The organism is Pelomonas baiyunensis (assembly GCF_043555935.1).
GTDB lineage: Bacteria > Pseudomonadota > Gammaproteobacteria > Burkholderiales > Burkholderiaceae_C > Pelomonas > Pelomonas baiyunensis.
The window spans coordinates 15,281-32,377 of sequence record NZ_JBIGIB010000005.1 but is presented as its reverse complement, the minus strand read 5'-3'; the positions used below and the strand labels follow the sequence as shown (position 1 = coordinate 32,377).

Below are 17,097 nucleotides of genomic sequence, written 5' to 3'. Positions count from 1 at the left end.
GATGGCGATGCTCGTGGCGTTGAGCCCCGAGCACATCGCCGGGCGGGCCGGCTTGGGAGCGGCCCGGCGCTCGGCCCGACAACGCAATGACCACCGAAGGGGAACGTGCACCACACGTTCCCCTTTTCTGTTTTGATCACGCCATGAGCGACACCGCCACCGTTTTCAACCAACACACCGCCGCGCGGCCGGCCGCCGGGTCCACCGACCGGCCGCCGCCGGTGCAGCACATCTGCGTGGTGGGCGGCGGCACGGCGGGCTGGATGACGGCCCTGATGCTGGCCACCTCGGCCTACGGCCCCCGCCTGAAGGTGACGGTGCTGGAGTCGCCCCAGGTCGGCATCATCGGCGTGGGTGAAGGCTCCACGCCGTGGCTGCGCGGCTTCTTCGACGGCCTGGGCATCGAGGAGGCGGAATGGATGCCCGCCTGCAACGCCACCTACAAGGCCGGCATCACGTTCGAGGGTTGGTCCACCAAGCCCGGCTTCGAGCGCTACTTCCACCCCTTCGCGTCGATGCTGGACAACATGACCATGCATCAGTTCGTGGACAACGTGCACGCACGGCTGGAAGGCGCCGACGTGCACGCCCACCCGGACCGCTTCTTCATCGCCGCCGCACTGGCCCGGCAAGGACGCGGCCCGCGGGCGCAGGCCAACTTCCCGTTCGACGTCTGGTACGGGTATCACTTCGACTCGACGCTGCTCGGCCAGTTCCTGGCCCGCAAGGCGGTGGAGCGCGGCGTCACGCACACCGCGCGGCATGTCACGCAGACCCTGCTGAACGAGCGCGGCGACATCGGCCACCTGCAGCTCGACGACGGCAGCCGCCTGGCGGCCGACTTCTTCATCGACTGCACCGGCTTCGCCTCCCTGTTGATCGGCCAGGCGCTGCAGACGCCCTTCGTCTCGTACGCCGAGAACCTGTTCAACGACGCGGCCATCGCCCTGCCCACGCCGCTCACCGGCGCCATCGAATCCCAAACCACGGCCACCGCCCTGCGCCACGGCTGGGCGTGGAAGATCCCGCTGACGAACCGCCACGGCAACGGCTACGTGTACAGCCGCGCCCACTGCTCGCCCGACCAGGCCGAGACCGAGCTGCGCGCCCACCTCGGCCTGCTGGACGCCGACGTGCCGGCCCGCCACCTGCAGATGCGCGTGGGCCGCATGAGCCAGATCTGGAACCGCAACTGCGTGTCCGTGGGCCTGTCGCAAGGCTTCATCGAGCCGCTGGAGGCCACGGCCCTGCTCTTCGTGCAGCGCACGGCCGGCGCGTTCGTGGAGGCGCTGGAAGCCGGCGACCTGGGCACCGCGGCCCAGGCGCGCTTCAACGAAGACATGCGCACCCGCTTCGAGAACACGCGCGACTACATCGTGGCGCACTACAAAACCAACTCGCGCACCGACACCGAGTACTGGCGCGCCAACGCCGACAACCTGCACCTGTCGGACTCGCTGCAGGGCGTGCTGATGACGTGGCTGTCGCGCAAGCCGCTGGCGGCCGGCTTGAAGCAAGGCCGCTTCGGCCAGGGCTACCCCATCGTGTCCTGGTACGCACTGCTGGCCGGCATGGGCATCTTTCCGGAAGGCGACGACCTGCAGCCGCCCACGCCCCACCAGGCCCGCCACCGGCTGGACACGGTGGACGACTTCATCCGCCGCAGCGCGATGAACTTCCCCGACCACCGGGCGCTGCTCGCCGACATCCCGCCCCGCGTGGGCGACAAGACGCTGCAGCTCTACCTGTGGTGATGGGGCCGCCCGGGCGGTGGCGTCTGGATCAGGCCTTCAGCCGGGCCGCGAGGTCCTGACGCAGCGCGGCGTCCTGCGCCGCATCCAGCGGGCCGAACAGGTGGCGCTGGCCGTCCGGGATGTGGGCCAGGCCCGCGCCCTGGGCGCCGAACACGTAGTGCCCGAACAGCGCCCGCCAGCCCTCGCGCTCGGCCTCGGGCAGGTGGCGCAGGGCCAGCATGGCCAGGCGCATCGCCGCCATGTGCAGGTCGTCGGGCCGGCCGGGGGCAGCGTCGGGGCGCCACCAGTAGTTCATCAACACGTTCAGGTGCGGCGCCAGCGCCTCCACCTGGTGGAACCACAGCGGCGGGATGTAGATCGCGTCGCCCGGCTCCAGCTCGGCCACCACGGCCTGCGCCAGCGCCTGGGTCAGCAGCGGGTACTGCGCCGGGTCGGCCCGGTGCAGGTCGGGCACAACGGACATCGGCGCCGGCGTGGGTGCGTGGTCCGGCGGGCCCAGGTAGAGCAGCGGCGCGCAGGCCGGCGGCAGCAGCGTGAAGCGGCGCCGCCCGGCCGCCACGCAGGCGATGTTGTGCGAGTCGTCGAAATGCGCCGGCACCGTGGCGCGGTTGCCCATCCACAGGCGCGGCGCCACGTCCGCGTCCAGCAGCGGCAGCGCGTTCGCCTGCTCCAGGCCCGGCAGCGCCTCCGCCACCAAGGCGCTCTGCGCCGCCAGCGCGGGCGGGTCGGGGAAATGGCTGTAGCGCCACAGCTGCTCGAACAGCGCCGCGTAGGGCCGCTTGTCGCGCGCGAAGTTGAAGCCCTCCAGGCCCGGCTTGTAACTGAAGGCCCGCGTCGCATCGGGCTTGGCCAGCAGCGCGTCCACCGGCAGGCCAGCGTCAAACCCCGCCACGTACCGCAGCCCGGCCTCCAGCCCCTCGCCGCACGCGCGCACCAGCGGCCAGTCGGCCACCAGCCCGCGCATCACCACGGGCTGGTAGGCCGGCACCACCTCGCGCTCGAAGCGCTCGCGGGTCAGGCCGGAGATTTCAGTCATCGCCTGCATCGTTGCGTTCTCCCTCGTGTTCGGCGCGCTCACGCGTCATTTTGAGCGGGGCCATTGGCTCTCCGCCGCCACCCGCAAAGTTACCAGTGAGATACCAATTTGTAACGCTTTCTGCTGATTGGTATTTTATGGGTATGCCACCTGCTAACGTCGCGCTCGCTCGGGGCAAGGCGCTTTTGTGAGCTGGAGGGTGCGGATGCCGTCGGGTGACAAGCGATCGTTCAACTCATATGGAACTGAACCCATGAAAGCATGCATCCCCTCCCTGGCCGCACTGACGCTGGCCTGCTTCGCCACCCTGGCCGGCGCCACCACCGTGTACGTGGAAGGCTTCGGCGCCACCCAATCGCTGGCGGCCACGGCAGCGTCCAACAACTGGCGCTCCAGCTACCCCAATGGCACCTACCAGGGCATCTACCGCTGCAGCCCCGTGGGTGGCGCCACCGCTCCCAACGGCACCTGGGACTGCGTGGCTTACGGTGACGTGCCCTCCACGCCGCCCAAGACCATCGTCACGGCCAGCGCCCACGGCGACCCGGCGTCCCTGGCCTGCCAGCGCGCCATGACCAGCTGGAACAGCCAGTACGGCGCCACCTCCACCTTCACCGGCACGAGCGTGGTGGAGGTCTACGGCAACGGCGGCAATGCCCGCCCGACCGATTTCATCTGCACAGCCACGGGCTACAAGAACTGAGCCCGATTGCGGCGGCATACCCAGGGCGCCACACGGCGCCCTTTTTCCATGCCCCCTCCCCCGCTGCAAGAGCCATGGCGGCGCCCGGCCTGAGCGGTGGTCTGGCCGGGCACGCGCCTCAGCCGCGCCGCGCCAGGGCGCCTTGCCACGCCTCGGGAATGTGGGCGCCGGGGTCCTGCTCGCGTTGCACCAGATAGTGCCCGAACATCGCCGCCCAGGCGTCGCGCTGCGCGGGCGGCAGGGCGTTGAGCACCTGCAGGGCCTGCATCAGCGCCGCGGCCGGCACGGGCAGGTCGGCGCGGCCGGTCACCGGCCACCAGTAGTTCACCAACAGGTTCACCGTCTCCAGCGCCTCCACCTGGTGGTACCAGAGGGGCGGGATGTAGAGCACGTCACCCGGCTCCATCTCCACCACGCGGGCGGCGGCCAGCGCGTCGCGGTAGCGCGGGTAGCGGGTGAAGTCCGGCGCCTTGGGGTGCACCACGGAAATGGGCGCGCCCGAGGGCGTGTGCTCCAGCGGGCCGATGTAGAGATTGCCCACCTGATCGGGCGCGAACAGCGTGAAGCGCCGGCGCCCGGCCACCACGCAGGCCAGGTTGTAGGGGTGGTCGTGGTGCACCGGCACGGTCAGCGCGTTGCCCAGCCAGAAGTTGGGCACCACGCCGGGCAAGGCCCGCAGCGGGTTCTCCACCTCGAAACCCGGAATGGCCTCACTGACCTTGGCGCACTGCGCCGCAATCGCCGGCGCACCGGGCAACGGCGCGTAGGCCTGCAGGTGGGCCATGAACTCGGCCAGCGGCATACGCGCCTTCACGAACGCGAAGTCAGTCAGCGTCTCGTTGTAGCCCATCACGCCCTGGGCGGCGGCGCGGGTTTTGGTGGCCATGACCTCGGTGCCGCGGTCAAAGCGCTGCAGGTAGCGGCAGATGGCCAGCGGCGCCTCCAGGCCCGCCTGCACCGCGGGCCAATGGCGCACCAGGCCGGGCAGCAGCACCGGCTCGGCGCAGGCCTGCAGGCGCTCGCGCAGCCCAGGCTCGTCAGCGTCCGGCCAGCGGGCGATGGTGTTCACGGCCGCATCGTGTTCATCGCGTCCAGGATCTCGCCGTTGTCCTGGCTCAACTCCCACGCGAACACGCCCGCCAAACCCGCCTTCTTGGCGAAGGCCACCTTGGCGCGCACGGTGCGCGGGTCGTCGTAGCCCACGAACTTGCCGTCGCCCACCAGCGCCCAGCTCTGCGTGCCGGCGTCGAACACCGGCTTCAGGCCGCGGGCCTGCAGTGCGGCGATGTCCTTGTAGGGCACGGAGCCATCGTCATTCGGCCAGGGCTTGGCGTAGCTGCGGTCCGCCTTCACGCCGTCAAAGGCGCGGGCGTACATGGCCACGCCGGCCACCATCTTGGCCGCCGGCACGCCCTGCGCGCGCAGGTTGCGGGCCTGGGCTTCCAGGCTGGTGTCGTCGCCCGGGCGGACGCTGCGCAGGCCGGCGTGGTTGCCGATCTGGCGCGTCCAGGGGCCGAAGAAGTCGTAGGTCATCATGAACACCAGGTCCAGCGACTTCGCTGCGCGGCCCATGGGCATGCGCTGCAGTTGCTCGCGGCTGCTGTTGATGGCGGTGGTCAGCGCATAGCGGCGGCCGGTGTCGCGGCCCAGCGCGTCCAGGCCCGCACGCAGGTCTTGCAGCAGGGCCACGTAGTGCTCGCCGTCGGCCTTGCTGCCCAGCTGCACGCCGTTGGAGGCGCCGTTGTTGCCGGGGTGCTCCCAGTCGATGTCCAGCCCGTCAAAGCCGGGGTGGGCACGCAGCCAGGCGGTGGCGTGCTTCACGAACGCCGCGCGGCCCTCACGCGTGGCGGCGAGGTGAAAGAACGGGTCGGACCCGCCCCAGCCGCCCACCGAGGCCAGCACCTGCACCTTGGGGTCCCGGGCCTTCAACCGCTCGGAGGCGGCAGAGAAGGTGGCCTGGTCGGCATGCGGCGCGATGCTGAAGTTGGGTTGGCCCTTGCAGGCCTCGGCCTCCTGCTTGCGCTCGCCTTCGCCGCAGATCAGCAAGAAGGCATACAGCAGGTGGGTGACGCGGCCGGGCTGCAGCTGCTCCACGCCCTGCACGCCGCGCTCGGCCAGGATGTAGGCACCCACGACCGGGGCCGTCTGCGCCGGGGTCACGGCAGCAGCCAGGGCCAGCGCGGCGGCCATCAGGGTTCGCTTCATAGGTTGCACTCGCTGGTCAGGCCCCGGTCGGGCACGGTGTCTCGTTGCGCCACGCCCTGGCGCTGCAACTGCGCGGCGCGGGCTTGCATGGCGTGGGGGCTCACGGTCTTGCCGGCGGCGTGCAGCACCCAGTCCACCTCGAAGGCGTAGTCGCGCGGCGCGCCTTCCACGGCACCGGCCGAAATCCAGTGGTTGAAGCTGATCGCCATGGGTTGGCTGGGCACGTTGCGGCCGGTGTGCTCGCCGATCAGCCGGCCGTTCACGTAGTGCCGCGTGCGGGTGGGCTCCACCTGCACGGTCAACAGCTGCCAGCCGTCAAAGCTGCCTGGCAGGATGGACGCCTGGTTGAACGACTCCCACGGGTCGATGCGCACGGTGTGCCAGCTCACGCCGTACAGGCGCGTCTCCGGTTCGCCCCAGCCGCCGTGCGGCAGGTACTCGAAGTCGACCTCGCTGAAGTTGGGGTCGTAGTCGTGCTTGAGCGGGCCGGCCAGGAAGAAGCTCTGGATGATGGGGTCGCGCGAGCCCGGTGTGTCGCGGAAGCGCACGCGCGCGGTCGTCGTGCCCACCAGGAACTTGCGCGGCCCGCACAGCTGGGCCAGCGTGGTGTGGGCGGGCGTGCCGTCGGTGCGCATCGTGAGCTTGAGCAGGCCGCCACTCAGCGACAGCTGGCTGGCCTTGAAGCTGGCCCCCGGCAGGCCCGGGTGGCCCGTGCCCTCACGCAGCACCCAGCCGTGGGCGCGCAGGGCGTCGAGGCTGGGCTGGGAGAAGTCGTCGAAGAACTCGCCGCCGGCTGCAAAGGCGGGCAGCGCCATCAACGCGGCAATCAGGCCGACGAACTTCATGCGGCCACCGCCGCCGGTGCGGGTTTGCGCCACAGCGGCAGCACGAACAGCAGCAGCAAGGCGGGCAGGCCGCAGACCAGGGTCCAGAGGAAGAAGTCCTGGTAGCCCAGAGCTCTCTGAATGTCACCACTGAATGAAGTGGGCACGCTCAGGCCAATCGCCATCACACCCGACCCGATGGCGTAGTGCGCCGTCTGGAACTTGCCCGGCGCAATGACCTGCATGATGAACAGGATGACGCCGACGAAGCCAAAGCCCCAGGTGAAGTTTTCGATGGCCACCGCGATGCCAATGCGGATCAGATCGTCAGGCAGGGCCACGCTGAGGTAATAGAACACGGCGCTGGGCACGGCCATCGCGACGATCAGCCCGGGCAGTGCACGACGCAGGCCGAGCCAGGCGGTGAAGTAGCCGCCCAGGATGCTGCCGACGAGGAACGCCAGCGTGCCGGCCGTGCCGTAAACGCCACCAATCTGCTCGGTCGTCAGGCCCAGCCCGCCCTTGGCGCGCGGCTCGATCAGGAAGAGCGGCCCCACGGTCTGCGTCTGCGCCTCGCCGAGCCGGAACAGCAGGATGAACAGCAGGGCCATCCAGATGCCGGGCTTGCGCAGCAGGTCGACGACAACATCCAGCAGCAGGCGCCAGGTCCCGGCCAGGGTCAGTTGGCCGAGCTGTGCATTCGGCGCGGCCGGCAAGGCGTAGGCGTTGTAGCTGGCCAGGCCCACGAGCAGCACGGCCAGCAGGCCGAAGATGGTCGTCCAGGCGTTGGCAACGCCCATGCCGGTTTCCAGCTTGCCGGCCAGCACCAGCAGCCCGCCGAGGATCAGGAACTTCGACGCATTGAAGAAGGCGCCCTGCCAGCCGGCAAAGGTCGCCTGCTGCTTGCTGTCCAGCGCGCCCATGTAGAGGCCGTCGCAGGCGATGTCGTGGGTGGCGGACGCATAGGCCAGCAGGAAGAGCAAGCCAATGGCGGCGGCAAACCAAACCGGCAACTGCAAGGCCAGCGCCATCGCGCCCAGACCGGCGGCGCTGAGGTATTGCATGGCCACGACGATGCGCTTCTTGCTGCGCACCATCTCCAGGAAGGGGCTCCACAACCACTTCACGCCCCAGGCCATGCCGATAACGCCGAGCCATCGCGTGATGACCTCGTTGTCCATGCCCATGTTCTTGAGCATGAAGGCGGCGATGCGGTTCACGACGAAGAACTGCAGCCCCTGCACGAAGTAGAGGCTGGGGATCCAACGCAAAGGGCTCTTGGCGGCGACGCTCATCACTGCAGTCCTTGCGGCGCACGGCCGGTGGCTTGGGTCTTGCCTTCCAGCCAGGCTTTCAGCCCGGCCAGCGCGCCGGGCGCGAAGCCCCAGCTCAGCACCGTGGGGCCGGCCACGTCCAGCGCCTGGTAGGGGTTCCAGAGCGACAGGTGCAGGTCCGGCCGCCACTCGCTTGCGGCCAGGCCGTAGCGGGCGCGGCGGGTGGAGACGAGCACGTTCACGCGGCCGTCTTGGGGCACGGTGGTCCAGTCGAGCTGGACGATGTCGTCCACCATCTGCACCTGGGCGTCGGTGAAGGCACTGAACAGCGCCACAGCCTGCGCGCCGGTGGGGCCGGCTTCGGACACCATGTCGGTGGGCACGTCGCCCTGCACGATGACGCGAATCGGCGCGTTCAGCGCGGGCGGCTTGGCGCCGCGCAGGGCGGTCAGGCCGGCGGCCCAGGCCTCGGCCATCAGCGCGTGGTCGGCCGCGCGGGCGGCGCTGTCGTCCACGGCGCGGGCCGGGTAGGTGGTGGCAAAGCGGTCCAGTCGGCGGTTGGCGGTGGCACCTTGCTCGGCCGTCAGGCGGCCGTCGGCAAAGGCCTCGCGCAGCGCGTTGATGGCCACCAGTTGCTCGTCCAGCGAGCCCTGGGCCAGCACCATGTCGGCGCCGGCGTCGATGGCCATCACGGCGCTCTTGGCATAGCCGAAGCGCTCGGCCACGGCCTTCATCATCAGCGCGTCGGTGATGACCACGCCGTCATAGCCCCAGTCGCGGCGCAGGATGCCGCCCAGCAACTCGGGCGACAGCGTGGCCGGGCGCTCGGGATCGATCTGCGGGTAGACGATGTGGGCCGTCATCATGGCCGGCGCGTCGGCCGCCAGGGCCTTGAAGGGCACCAGCTCCAGCGCGTCCAGCTCGGCGCGGCTCTTGTCCACCGTGGGCAGCGCGTGGTGCGAATCCACATGCGTGTCGCCGTGGCCGGGGAAGTGCTTCACGCAGCAGGCCACGCCTTCGCGCAGCGAGCCGCGCATCCAGGCCGCGGCCAGGCGGCTGACTTCGGCCGGGTCGTTGGAGAAGCTGCGCTCACCAATCACCGGGTTGGCCGGGTTGTTGTTCACGTCCAGCACGGGCGCGAAGTTCCAGTTGATGCCCAGCGACTTCAAGCCCCGCGCCACCGCGGCGCCCACGGCTTCGGCCCGGGTGGTATCACCGCTCGCGCCCAGGGCCATGGCCGAGGGCGGCTGCGGCAGGAAGGTCACGCGCACCACGGCGCCGCCTTCCTGGTCGATGCCGATCAGCGCCTCGGGGCCCAGCACCTCGATGAGGTCGGCCATCAGCGCCTTCACCTCGGCCTCGGTGCCGATGTTCTTGCGGAACAGGCACACCGCGCGGATGTGTTGCGCGCGCAGGAAGGCCGCGGTCTCGGCCTCCAGCGTTTTGCCCGGAATGTCGACCATCACGAGACGGCCAGGGTCGAAGGTGCTCATGCGGGTCGTCTCAGTGCGTTTTGGTGACCTTGGCGAGGTTGGGCGGCACGTCCGGGTTGAACCCGCGCGCCCGCGCCAGCGCTTCCACCATGGGGTAGAAGCTCTGCACCAGGGCGATGGGGTCCAGGTCTTCGTTGCCGGTGGTCACCAGCGGCAGCAGTTGCACGCCGGCCGGGCACGGCGTGCCGATGGGCGCCGCCAGCAGCACGCGGCCGCCGCGGGTGCTCATCTCTTCGGCAATCGCCAGCAGGCCGGCCTGCGCCGGGCCGCGCGGGGCAAACACCAGCAGCGGGTAGCCGTCGCGCACCAGGGCCATGGGGCCGTGCTTCACTTCCGCCCCCGAGAAGGCCTCGGCCTGGATGCCGCAGGTTTCCTTGAGCTTGAGCGCCGCTTCCATCGCCACGGCCAGGCCCGTGCCGCGACCCAGCACGAACAGGCGCTCGGCGTTCTGCAGCACCGGCAGCGCGGCGGTCCAGTCCAGCTTGGCGGCCTGCTCCAGCGCAATGGGCAGCACGTTGAGTGCGGCGCGCAGCGTGTCGTCCTGCTGCCAGGCGGCCACCACGCGGGCGCCCGCCACCAGCTGGGCGATGTAGCTCTTGGTGGCGGCCACGCTCTTCTCGGGGCCGGCGTGCAGCTCGAAGACGTGCTCCGCCGCCGCCGCGAGCGGCGAGCCGCTGGCGTTGACGAAAGCCACCGTGCGGGCGCCGCCTTCGCGGAAGAACTTCGTCGGCGCGATCAGGTCCGGGCTTTGGCCCGACTGCGAGAACGCCAGCGACAGCAGGCCCTGGCAGTGGATGCGGCTCTGGTACAGCGTGATCAGCGACATGGGCAGCGAGGTCACCAGCCGGCCCAGGCGCGCCATCACGAGGTACGCGAGGTAGTGGGCGGCGTGGTCGCTGCTGCCGCGCGCAATCGTCAGCACGCTGGTGGGCGGCACCTCCTGCAGGGCCTGGCCCAGGCGGGCGTAACTGAGCGGGTCGGCCGCCAGCTGGCGGGCCACCACGTCCGGCGCGCTCAGCGCCTCTTCAAGCATCAACGACGACATCGATCTCTTCACCTTCCACAAACACGCGCTGCACCTGCAACCCGCCATCCATCACCACCACATCGGCCCAGGCGCCGGCGGCCAGGCAGCCCCGGTCGTGCAGGCCCAGGTACTCGGCCGCCGCGGTCGACGTGCGCCGCGAGGCCTCCACCAGGTCCAGGCCCAGGGTGTGCACGAGGTTGCGCAGCGCCTGGTCCATGGTGAGTGCGCTGCCGGCCAGCGTGCCGTCGGGCAGGCGCACGCCGCCCAGGCACTTCTGCACCGTGTATTCGCCCAGGCGGTAGTCGCCATCGGGCATGCCGGCCGCTGCGGTGGAGTCGGTCACGCAGAACAGGCCGGGAATGCAGCGCAGCGCAGCGCGGATGGCCCCGGGGTGCACGTGCAGCAGGTCGGGAATCAGCTCGGCGTGCTGGCCATGCGCCAGCGCCGCGCCCACCATGCCGGGCTGGCGGTGGTGCAGCCCCGGCATGGCGTTGAAGAGATGGGTGAAGCCCGCCGCGCCGGCGTTCAGCGCGGCCACGCCGTCGTCATAGCTGCCGGCGCTGTGGCCGATCTGCACGCGGATGCCCGCGTCACGCAGCGGGCCGATCAGCGCGAGGTGGCCGGGCATTTCCGGCGCAATCGTCAACACCTTGATGGGCGCGAAGGCGTTCAGCCGCAGCACCTCGGCCAGCGTGGCCGGAATGGCGTGCGCGGGCTGGGCGCCGAGCCGGTCGGGGTTGATGTAGGGCCCCTCCAGGTGCACGCCCAGCACGCGGGCCTGGCCTGGGCCGCGGGTGCGGCACACCGGGCCCAGGGCCTGCAGCGCGGCCTCGATCTCGCCGACCGGCGCGGTCATGGTGGTGGCCAGAAAGGCCGTGGTGCCGTGGCGCGCGTGGCGCTTGGCGATGGTGGCGATGGCGTCGCCGGCTTCCATGGTGTCGCGCCCACCGCCGCCGTGGACGTGGGTGTCGATGAAGCCCGGCAGCAGCACCGGCCGGCCGCCCTCACCGGCCCGCGCCGACTCGATCGGCGTGCCGCTGACCGACGCAATGCGGCCGTGCTCGACCGTCAGGTGGCCGGAGATCACGCCCTGCGGCGTGACGATGTCGCCCTCCAACCGCATCAGTCGCGCCTCATTTCCGCGACGAAGTCGTAGTAATCGCTGCGGCAGTACGAATGCGTCAACTCCACCGCCTGGCCCGTGGCCAGGTACCCCACGCGGGTGATGAACAGCACGGCGGCGCCGAGCGGCACTTCCAGCAGGCCGGCCAGCTTGGCGTCGGCGTTCAGCGCGCGGATGTGCTGCAACGCGCGCACCGGGGCGCGGTCGCCGAGGTGGGTGTACAGCGAGGCTTCCACCTTCTGCGGGTCGGGCAGCACGCTTTGCGGCAGCACCGACACCTCGTAGGCCATGACGACCGAGTCCGCCAGGCGCTGGCGCTCCAGGCGCGCCACGCGCTCGCCGCTCTTGAGTTCCAGCGACAGCTGCTCGTCCGGCGCAGCGGGCGTGAAGCCGCGCAGCAGCCAGCGCGAGCTGGGCACAAAACCGCGCTGGTGCAGCTCTTCCGAGAAGCTGGTCAGGCGCGTCAGCGGCTGCTCCAGCTTCGGCGCGATGTAGTTGCCCGAGCCGCGCTTGCGGATGATCAGGCCCTGCTCCACCAGCCGGTCGATGGCCTTGCGGGCGGTCACGCGCGAGAGCTCCAGTTGCTCGGCCAGCACGCGCTCGGACGGCAGCGCCTCGTCGGCGTGGAAGATGCCTTCGCGGATGGCCTGCGCCAGGCTCTGCGCCAGCTGCATGTACAGCGGCGAGGCGGCGTTGGGGTCCGGCTTGAAATCGAAAGCTGCGCTCATGAGCGGGCCTCTGGTTGCTGTTTTTGGGGTTGTTCTTGCTGTTGGATCAGCCACAGCGCGCCGGCCACCGGCTCGCCGCGCGGGGCGACGCAGCGGGCCTGCACCGCCGGGCTGAGGCGGGCATTCAGGCGCTGGGCAATGCTGCCGGCCAGCGCCAGCGGCAGCGTGGGATGCACGGCCGTGGCCAGCGCGTCGAGGGCGAAGGCGGCTTGGTCCAGCAGCGCGGCGGCGGCGGGGTCGTCCACCGCGTGCTCGAACACCAGCGGCGCGAGGCTGGCGTAACCACCCTGCCCGGCTGCGGCGCAAAAGCTCAGCAGGTCTTCACGCGAAGCGCCGGCCCGCTGCCACACGGCGTGGGCCAGGCTGCCAGCGGGGGCGCGGCCGTCGAACGCGGCTTGCGCCAGCTTCATGGCCTGCTGGCCCAGCCAGGCGCCGCTGCCTTCGTCGCCGATTTGCCAGCCCCAGCCGCCCACCATGCGGCGGCTGCCATCGGGCAGCAAAGCCTCGGCCACCGAGCCGGTGCCTGAGATCAGCAGCGCGCCGGGCTCGCCGCCATGGGCGCCCAGCAGGGCCACGAGGCCGTCGGTCACCAGGGTGAAGGCCGCCACGCCGGGGTCGGCCGCCACGAACGCGTCCAGCTGCGCCGGCACGCCGGTGCCTGACAAGCCCAGGCCCAGCGCGCACTGCGCCAGCTCCAGGCCCGGCACGTTCGCCGCCGCAATGGCTTGGGCGATGTGCCGCCAGGCTTGCTCGGCGCCCTGGCCCAGGGCGGACGCGCCGGCTTCGCCGCGGCCCAGCACGCGGCCGGTGGCATCGGCCACCAGGGCGCGGGTGCTGGTGCCGCCCCCGTCAATGCCCACCCAGTGGCGCACCGGGCGGCCCGCGGTGCGGGAGGTCATCAGGGAGGGGTCAAGCGTGAGCGGCATGGTCGACGGGAATCAGTCGATACCACTCTAATACCAACGCAAGGGGGCGTCAATTGGTTTTAAACTGGTCTACGACCGTGCCGACCGGGCTGCGCGACGCTCTGCAAACGATGGAGGCAGGGCGGCCCGGGCGCCCGAAAGCGCGCCAGGATGGTCAAGAATACCAGTCAGAAACCGCCCGCTCCCCCCGCCCTGCCCGGAATCCTGCCCGTGTTCACCCTCCACCCCGCCGCCAGCGACGCCCTGGCCGAGCTGCTCAGCCGCATCGCCCGCGTGGCCCACCGCCACCCCGCGGCGGCCGACCGCCTGCTCGACCACCTCAGCAGCCAGGCCCTGGCCGCGGGCGACATCGCTGTCGGCGTGGATGCGCTCTACGCCCGCTTCAGCCTGCTGGAGCCGCGCGGCCAGGCGCTGGAACTGCTGCCCGCGCTGGAGCAAGCTGGCGCGCAGGCGGCGGCCGGGCACGTGCCCATCCAGGCCGCGCGCGTGTGCGAGGCGCTGGGCCGCGTGGCTTACCAACAGGGCGAGTACCAGCTGGCCAGCGAGCAGTGGAGCCGCGCGCTGGACCTGGCCGAGGTCAGCGGCCACCTGCAAACCGGCGTGGCGGCGCGCATTGGCCTCGGGCAGATCCATTACGCGCAGTCCGACTGGGCCCGCGGCCTGCGCCAGATGCGCGACGCCGCCGAGCAACTGGCCCAGGCCAGCAAAGACGGCGACGACGACTCCTACCTCGCGGCCAAGCTGGCGCTGAACATCGGCGTGGGCAGCATCGAAACCGGCGACCTGCCCGCCGCCGAGCGGCATTTCAGCCACGGCCTGGCCGCCGCCCGGCGCGGCGGGCACCGCGTGTTCGAGGCCGAGGCGCACTGGCACCTGGCCCGCGCCGCCCTGGCCCGCCAGCGCATGGACTGGGCCGTGGCCGACTGCCGGCTGGCGCTGGACATTGCCGTGCGCCACGGCTACCCCTGGCTGGAAGCCGCCGCCAGCCGCACCTGGACGGAGATTGCGCTGGCCCGGGGTGACAACGCCGCCGCCGTGCGCTCCACCCGCCACGGCCTGGCACTGGCCCAGCGCATCCAGGCCCGCGCGCAAGCCCGGCAAGCCCACCTGCAACTGGCGCAGCTGCTGCAAGCCGAGGGCGACGCCGCCGGCGCGCTGGAGCACCTGTGGCAGCACCTCGCGCTGCAGTCTGAAATCGAGCGCCTGTCGCTGCCCGCACGCACCACGCTGGCGGCCCCACCGGCCGAAGACGGCAGCGTGCCCGTCACGCCGGAAGAGCTGCTGCTGCACCTGTGCGGCCAACGCCAGCGCCTGGCGAGCCTGCCGGCGGCTGACGCGGTGGCCGAGTTGCGCGCGGCGAGCCTGCGCATCCTGGGGCTGGACCACGTGCAACGCTGGCCCCTGAGCGACGCCGGCTTGCACGCCGCCGAGCACCCGCGCTACCTGGACCTGCTGCGCCGCCACGGCGCGCCGCTGGCCCTGCCCGACGCGGCTCTGCACCCCTGCCATGCTGAGCTGGCGCCGCTCGCCGGCGCCGCCCAAGCGCGCATCGAAGTGCCGCTGTACCGGGGCACCGAACTCACCGGCGCGCTGTGGCTGGTGGACGCCAACCCCACCCGCGCCTGGACGCGGCAAGAACTGCTGATTGCCAGCGAACTGGCGCTGCTGTTCGAGCGGATTTGAAGCCCCCGCCTGGGCTTGCCACGCTGAACGCGGGCAGGCACACCGCCCTGAGCGCCCTGAGGGCCCTGACAGCCCTGTGGGCCGGCTTGGGGCGGCCCGGCGCTCGGCCCAACACTCCCTGCTGGACCGGCGCGATCACACGCCGCGCATCTGCCCCTCGCGCCGGGGCGCGTCGCGCAGCAGGCCGTCAATCAGCTGGGCCTCGGGCAACTGGGCCCAGTAGCGCACTGGCATTTCCTTTTTCATGGCCGCCACCTTCACGCGCGCCGGGTTGAAGATGCTGCGGTAGTAGGTCAGCCACAGCGCCTCGCCGGCATCTTCGGCGGGGGCTTGGTCGCGCTGGGCGGGGCCGGCGCCGGTCAGGCGCGTGCCGTCCCAGTGCAGGCAGCCGCGCGGCGTGAGGATGGCCCAAGGGTGCTGCGCGAACCGCCGCACAAAAAACGGCGCCACCGCGCGCAGCACATGGTGCGCCGGCTCGAACCACGCCACGTGCCGCCGGCCGCCCGCGGCCGTGGGGTCGGCCACCTCGCGAAAGCGCACGAAGGCGTGCATCTTGTGGATCTCGCGCCCCACCTGGCGCGCCATGGCCTTCAGGTGGCGGCGGTCGGCGTCCAGCACGTCGCCCCACAGGCCCGGCGCCTGCTGCAGCCGGCGGGCGTAGGCCAGCAGCCGGGCGTAGCGGCTGTCATCGTCGTGCATGGCCACGCTGCGGCCCAGGGCGTCCCAGCCGGGCGGCGGGGTCCAGGGGCCGGCGTGCGGTGCGGCGGCGGGCTCGGGCTCGGCCTCGAACAGCGCGGCCTGGGCGCCGAGGTCGTGCGTCCATCCCGCGCCGGCGCCGGCCAGCAGCGCGGGCAGCTGGGCCGAGAAGCCGTCCCAGTCCGACGGGTGGCGCAGGGGCAGTTCCATCACCACGCTTCCGTTCAGAACAGGCTGGCCTGCTGCGGCGCCGCGGCGGGCTGGGCCAGCGCCTGCACATCGGCCGGGCGGGGCCGGTGGTCCACCGCCACCACAAAGGGCAGTGCCTTGCGCGCGGTGGGGCCCAGGGCCAGCAGGTCGGCACGGCGCAGGCGGCGGTGTTGACGCGCGGCCAGCAGTTTGTCCACCGAGCCCACACCCAGCCCCGGCACGCGCAGCAACTGCTCGCGCGGCGCGCGGTCCACATCCAGCGGGAACTGCGCCGGGTGGGCCAGCGCCCAGGCCAGCTTGGGGTCGTGCTGCAGCGAGAGCAGCCCGCCCGCGTCGGTCACGATCTCGTCGGCCTCGAAGCCGTAAAAGCGCATCAGCCAGTCGGCCTGGTACAGCCGGTGCTCGCGCATCAGCGGTGCCGCCTGCGGGGGCAGCTGCCGGCTGGCGTGCGGGATGGGGCTGTACGCCGAGTAGTACACCCGCCGCAGCCCCTGGCCGCGGTACAGCCGGTGCGACAACTGCAGCACGGCCCGGTCGTCTGACGCATCGGCGCCCACGATGAGCTGCGTGCTTTGCCCCGCCGGCGCAAAGCTGGGCGGCTTGGCCGTGCGCGCCGCCGCGCCGGGCAGGGCCCGCACCGTATCGGCCTCCTTGCGGGCCTCGCGCGCGGCCTGCAGGCGCAGGTGAATGCGCGACATGGTGCGCTGGATGCCATCGGCGTCTTTCTCGGGCGCCAGCGCCTTGAGGCTGGTGGCGCTGGGCAGCTCCACGTTGATGGACAGCCGGTCGGCATACCGGCCGGCACGCTCCACCAGCTCGGGCGAGGCGTCGGGAATCGTCTTGAGGTGGATGTAGCCCTTGAAGTGCTCCTGCTCGCGCAGCCGGCGCGCCACCTCGATGACCTGCTCCATCGTGTAGTCGGGCGTGCGGATGATGCCGCTGGACAGGAACAGCCCCTCGATCACGTTGCGGCGGTAGAACGACAGCGTCAGCTGCACCACCTCGTCCACCGTGAAGCGGGCGCGCCGCACGTCGCTGCTTTTGCGGTTGATGCAGTACAGGCAGTCGTACACGCACCAGTTAGTGAGCAGCACCTTGAGCAGCGACACGCAGCGGCCGTCGGGCGTGTACGAGTGGCAAATGCCGCTGCCGGTGGTGGAGCCGATGCCTTTGCCGTCGCGCGAGTCCCGCTTGGCGCCGCCGCTGCTGGCGCAGGAGGCGTCGTACTTGGCGGCGTCGGCCAGGATGGCGAGCTTGTCCTGAACTTCCATCGCGGAAACTGTACAAAACAACAGCCTTTGATTTGAGCGACACCCCGGTTCAAGCCCTGCTCATCTGGCCCACCTCCACCACTGCGCGCAAGGCGTGGCGCGCTTTCACGGCGAATTCACGTCGGGGCGCCACAGTGCGGCGCT

15 protein-coding genes are annotated in these 17,097 nt (G+C 71.3%); 3 read left to right on the top strand and 12 right to left on the bottom strand.

Annotated elements, in window-relative coordinates; genetic code table 11:
- Positions 1-143 precede the first annotated feature (143 nt).
- A complete protein-coding gene (locus tag ACG01O_RS16955) occupies positions 144-1,754 on the top strand; it encodes a tryptophan halogenase family protein (RefSeq protein WP_394386418.1) in 1,611 nt (536 codons plus the stop codon).
- A gap of 28 nt (positions 1,755-1,782) precedes the next feature.
- On the opposite strand, the gene ACG01O_RS16950 is transcribed toward ACG01O_RS16955, so the two are convergent.
- Entirely contained in the window at positions 1,783-2,790 is a 1,008-nt protein-coding gene (locus ACG01O_RS16950; RefSeq protein WP_394386416.1) for a cupin-like domain-containing protein, read from the bottom strand.
- Positions 2,791-3,043: 253 nt separating this feature from the next.
- Between ACG01O_RS16950 and ACG01O_RS16945 the strand changes: the two genes are divergently transcribed.
- Complete coding sequence (locus ACG01O_RS16945; RefSeq protein WP_394386414.1) at positions 3,044-3,493, top strand: hypothetical protein; 450 nt, start codon at positions 3,044-3,046, stop codon at positions 3,491-3,493.
- A gap of 118 nt (positions 3,494-3,611) precedes the next feature.
- On the opposite strand, the gene ACG01O_RS16940 is transcribed toward ACG01O_RS16945, so the two are convergent.
- The 9 genes from ACG01O_RS16940 to ACG01O_RS16900 are packed head-to-tail and all read right to left on the bottom strand — an operon-like array spanning position 3,612 to position 13,066.
- Positions 3,612-4,562, bottom strand: coding sequence for a cupin-like domain-containing protein (locus tag ACG01O_RS16940; RefSeq protein ID WP_394386412.1), 951 nt, complete (start codon positions 4,560-4,562; stop codon positions 3,612-3,614).
- The gene (locus tag ACG01O_RS16935; RefSeq protein WP_394386410.1) at positions 4,559-5,698 is read right to left on the bottom strand and encodes a glycoside hydrolase family 18 protein; all 1,140 of its coding nucleotides are present in this window, start codon (positions 5,696-5,698) and stop codon (positions 4,559-4,561) included. Before ACG01O_RS16935 ends, ACG01O_RS16940 begins: the two co-directional genes overlap by 4 nt.
- A complete protein-coding gene (locus ACG01O_RS16930; protein ID WP_394386408.1) occupies positions 5,695-6,576 on the bottom strand; it encodes a glycoside hydrolase family 16 protein in 882 nt (293 codons plus the stop codon). The genes ACG01O_RS16935 and ACG01O_RS16930 overlap by 4 nt, the downstream gene beginning before the upstream one ends.
- The gene (locus tag ACG01O_RS16925; RefSeq protein ID WP_394386406.1) at positions 6,540-7,817 is read right to left on the bottom strand and encodes an MFS transporter; all 1,278 of its coding nucleotides are present in this window, start codon (positions 7,815-7,817) and stop codon (positions 6,540-6,542) included. The genes ACG01O_RS16930 and ACG01O_RS16925 overlap by 37 nt, the downstream gene beginning before the upstream one ends.
- Complete coding sequence (gene nagZ, locus ACG01O_RS16920; RefSeq protein WP_394386404.1) at positions 7,817-9,289, bottom strand: beta-N-acetylhexosaminidase; 1,473 nt, start codon at positions 9,287-9,289, stop codon at positions 7,817-7,819. The genes ACG01O_RS16925 and nagZ overlap by 1 nt, the downstream gene beginning before the upstream one ends.
- Before the next feature lie 10 nt (positions 9,290-9,299).
- Positions 9,300-10,334, bottom strand: a complete 1,035-nt coding sequence (locus tag ACG01O_RS16915; RefSeq protein WP_394386402.1) for an SIS domain-containing protein — start codon at positions 10,332-10,334, stop codon at positions 9,300-9,302.
- Positions 10,315-11,439, bottom strand: coding sequence for an N-acetylglucosamine-6-phosphate deacetylase (gene nagA / locus ACG01O_RS16910; protein ID WP_394386400.1), 1,125 nt, complete (start codon positions 11,437-11,439; stop codon positions 10,315-10,317). The genes ACG01O_RS16915 and nagA overlap by 20 nt, the downstream gene beginning before the upstream one ends.
- Entirely contained in the window at positions 11,439-12,167 is a 729-nt protein-coding gene (locus ACG01O_RS16905) for a GntR family transcriptional regulator (protein WP_394386398.1), read from the bottom strand. The genes nagA and ACG01O_RS16905 overlap by 1 nt, the downstream gene beginning before the upstream one ends.
- Positions 12,164-13,066, bottom strand: a complete 903-nt coding sequence (locus ACG01O_RS16900) for a glucosamine kinase nucleotide-binding domain-containing protein (RefSeq protein WP_394386396.1) — start codon at positions 13,064-13,066, stop codon at positions 12,164-12,166. Before ACG01O_RS16900 ends, ACG01O_RS16905 begins: the two co-directional genes overlap by 4 nt.
- Before the next feature lie 237 nt (positions 13,067-13,303).
- Between ACG01O_RS16900 and ACG01O_RS16895 the strand changes: the two genes are divergently transcribed.
- Entirely contained in the window at positions 13,304-14,776 is a 1,473-nt protein-coding gene (locus tag ACG01O_RS16895) for an ATP-binding protein (RefSeq protein ID WP_394386394.1), read from the top strand.
- Positions 14,777-14,911: 135 nt separating this feature from the next.
- Here ACG01O_RS16895 and ACG01O_RS16890 read toward each other — a convergent pair whose 3' ends face one another.
- Together ACG01O_RS16890 and ACG01O_RS16885 are read right to left on the bottom strand one after the other, a co-directional pair.
- Entirely contained in the window at positions 14,912-15,682 is a 771-nt protein-coding gene (locus ACG01O_RS16890; protein WP_394386392.1) for a TIGR03915 family putative DNA repair protein, read from the bottom strand.
- A 14-nt stretch (positions 15,683-15,696) separates the two neighbouring features.
- Positions 15,697-16,953, bottom strand: coding sequence for a putative DNA modification/repair radical SAM protein (locus tag ACG01O_RS16885; protein ID WP_394386390.1), 1,257 nt, complete (start codon positions 16,951-16,953; stop codon positions 15,697-15,699).
- Positions 16,954-17,097 lie beyond the last annotated feature (144 nt).

What these genes read in the sequence shown, in the direction of transcription:
- ACG01O_RS16885 (WP_394386390.1), bottom strand. Translation starts at nt 16,953, where the DNA reads ATGGAAGTTCAGGACAAGCTCGCCATCCTGGCCGACGCCGCCAAGTAC.
- ACG01O_RS16955 (WP_394386418.1), top strand. Translation starts at nt 144, where the DNA reads ATGAGCGACACCGCCACCGTTTTCAACCAACACACCGCCGCGCGGCCG.
- nagZ (WP_394386404.1), bottom strand. Translation starts at nt 9,289, where the DNA reads ATGAGCACCTTCGACCCTGGCCGTCTCGTGATGGTCGACATTCCGGGC.
- ACG01O_RS16950 (WP_394386416.1), bottom strand. Translation starts at nt 2,790, where the DNA reads ATGACTGAAATCTCCGGCCTGACCCGCGAGCGCTTCGAGCGCGAGGTG.
- ACG01O_RS16915 (WP_394386402.1), bottom strand. Translation starts at nt 10,334, where the DNA reads ATGTCGTCGTTGATGCTTGAAGAGGCGCTGAGCGCGCCGGACGTGGTG.
- ACG01O_RS16890 (WP_394386392.1), bottom strand. Translation starts at nt 15,682, where the DNA reads ATGGAACTGCCCCTGCGCCACCCGTCGGACTGGGACGGCTTCTCGGCC.
- ACG01O_RS16900 (WP_394386396.1), bottom strand. Translation starts at nt 13,066, where the DNA reads ATGACCTCCCGCACCGCGGGCCGCCCGGTGCGCCACTGGGTGGGCATT.
- nagA (WP_394386400.1), bottom strand. Translation starts at nt 11,439, where the DNA reads ATGCGGTTGGAGGGCGACATCGTCACGCCGCAGGGCGTGATCTCCGGC.
- ACG01O_RS16945 (WP_394386414.1), top strand. Translation starts at nt 3,044, where the DNA reads ATGAAAGCATGCATCCCCTCCCTGGCCGCACTGACGCTGGCCTGCTTC.
- ACG01O_RS16925 (WP_394386406.1), bottom strand. Translation starts at nt 7,817, where the DNA reads ATGAGCGTCGCCGCCAAGAGCCCTTTGCGTTGGATCCCCAGCCTCTAC.
- ACG01O_RS16935 (WP_394386410.1), bottom strand. Translation starts at nt 5,698, where the DNA reads ATGAAGCGAACCCTGATGGCCGCCGCGCTGGCCCTGGCTGCTGCCGTG.
- ACG01O_RS16905 (WP_394386398.1), bottom strand. Translation starts at nt 12,167, where the DNA reads ATGAGCGCAGCTTTCGATTTCAAGCCGGACCCCAACGCCGCCTCGCCG.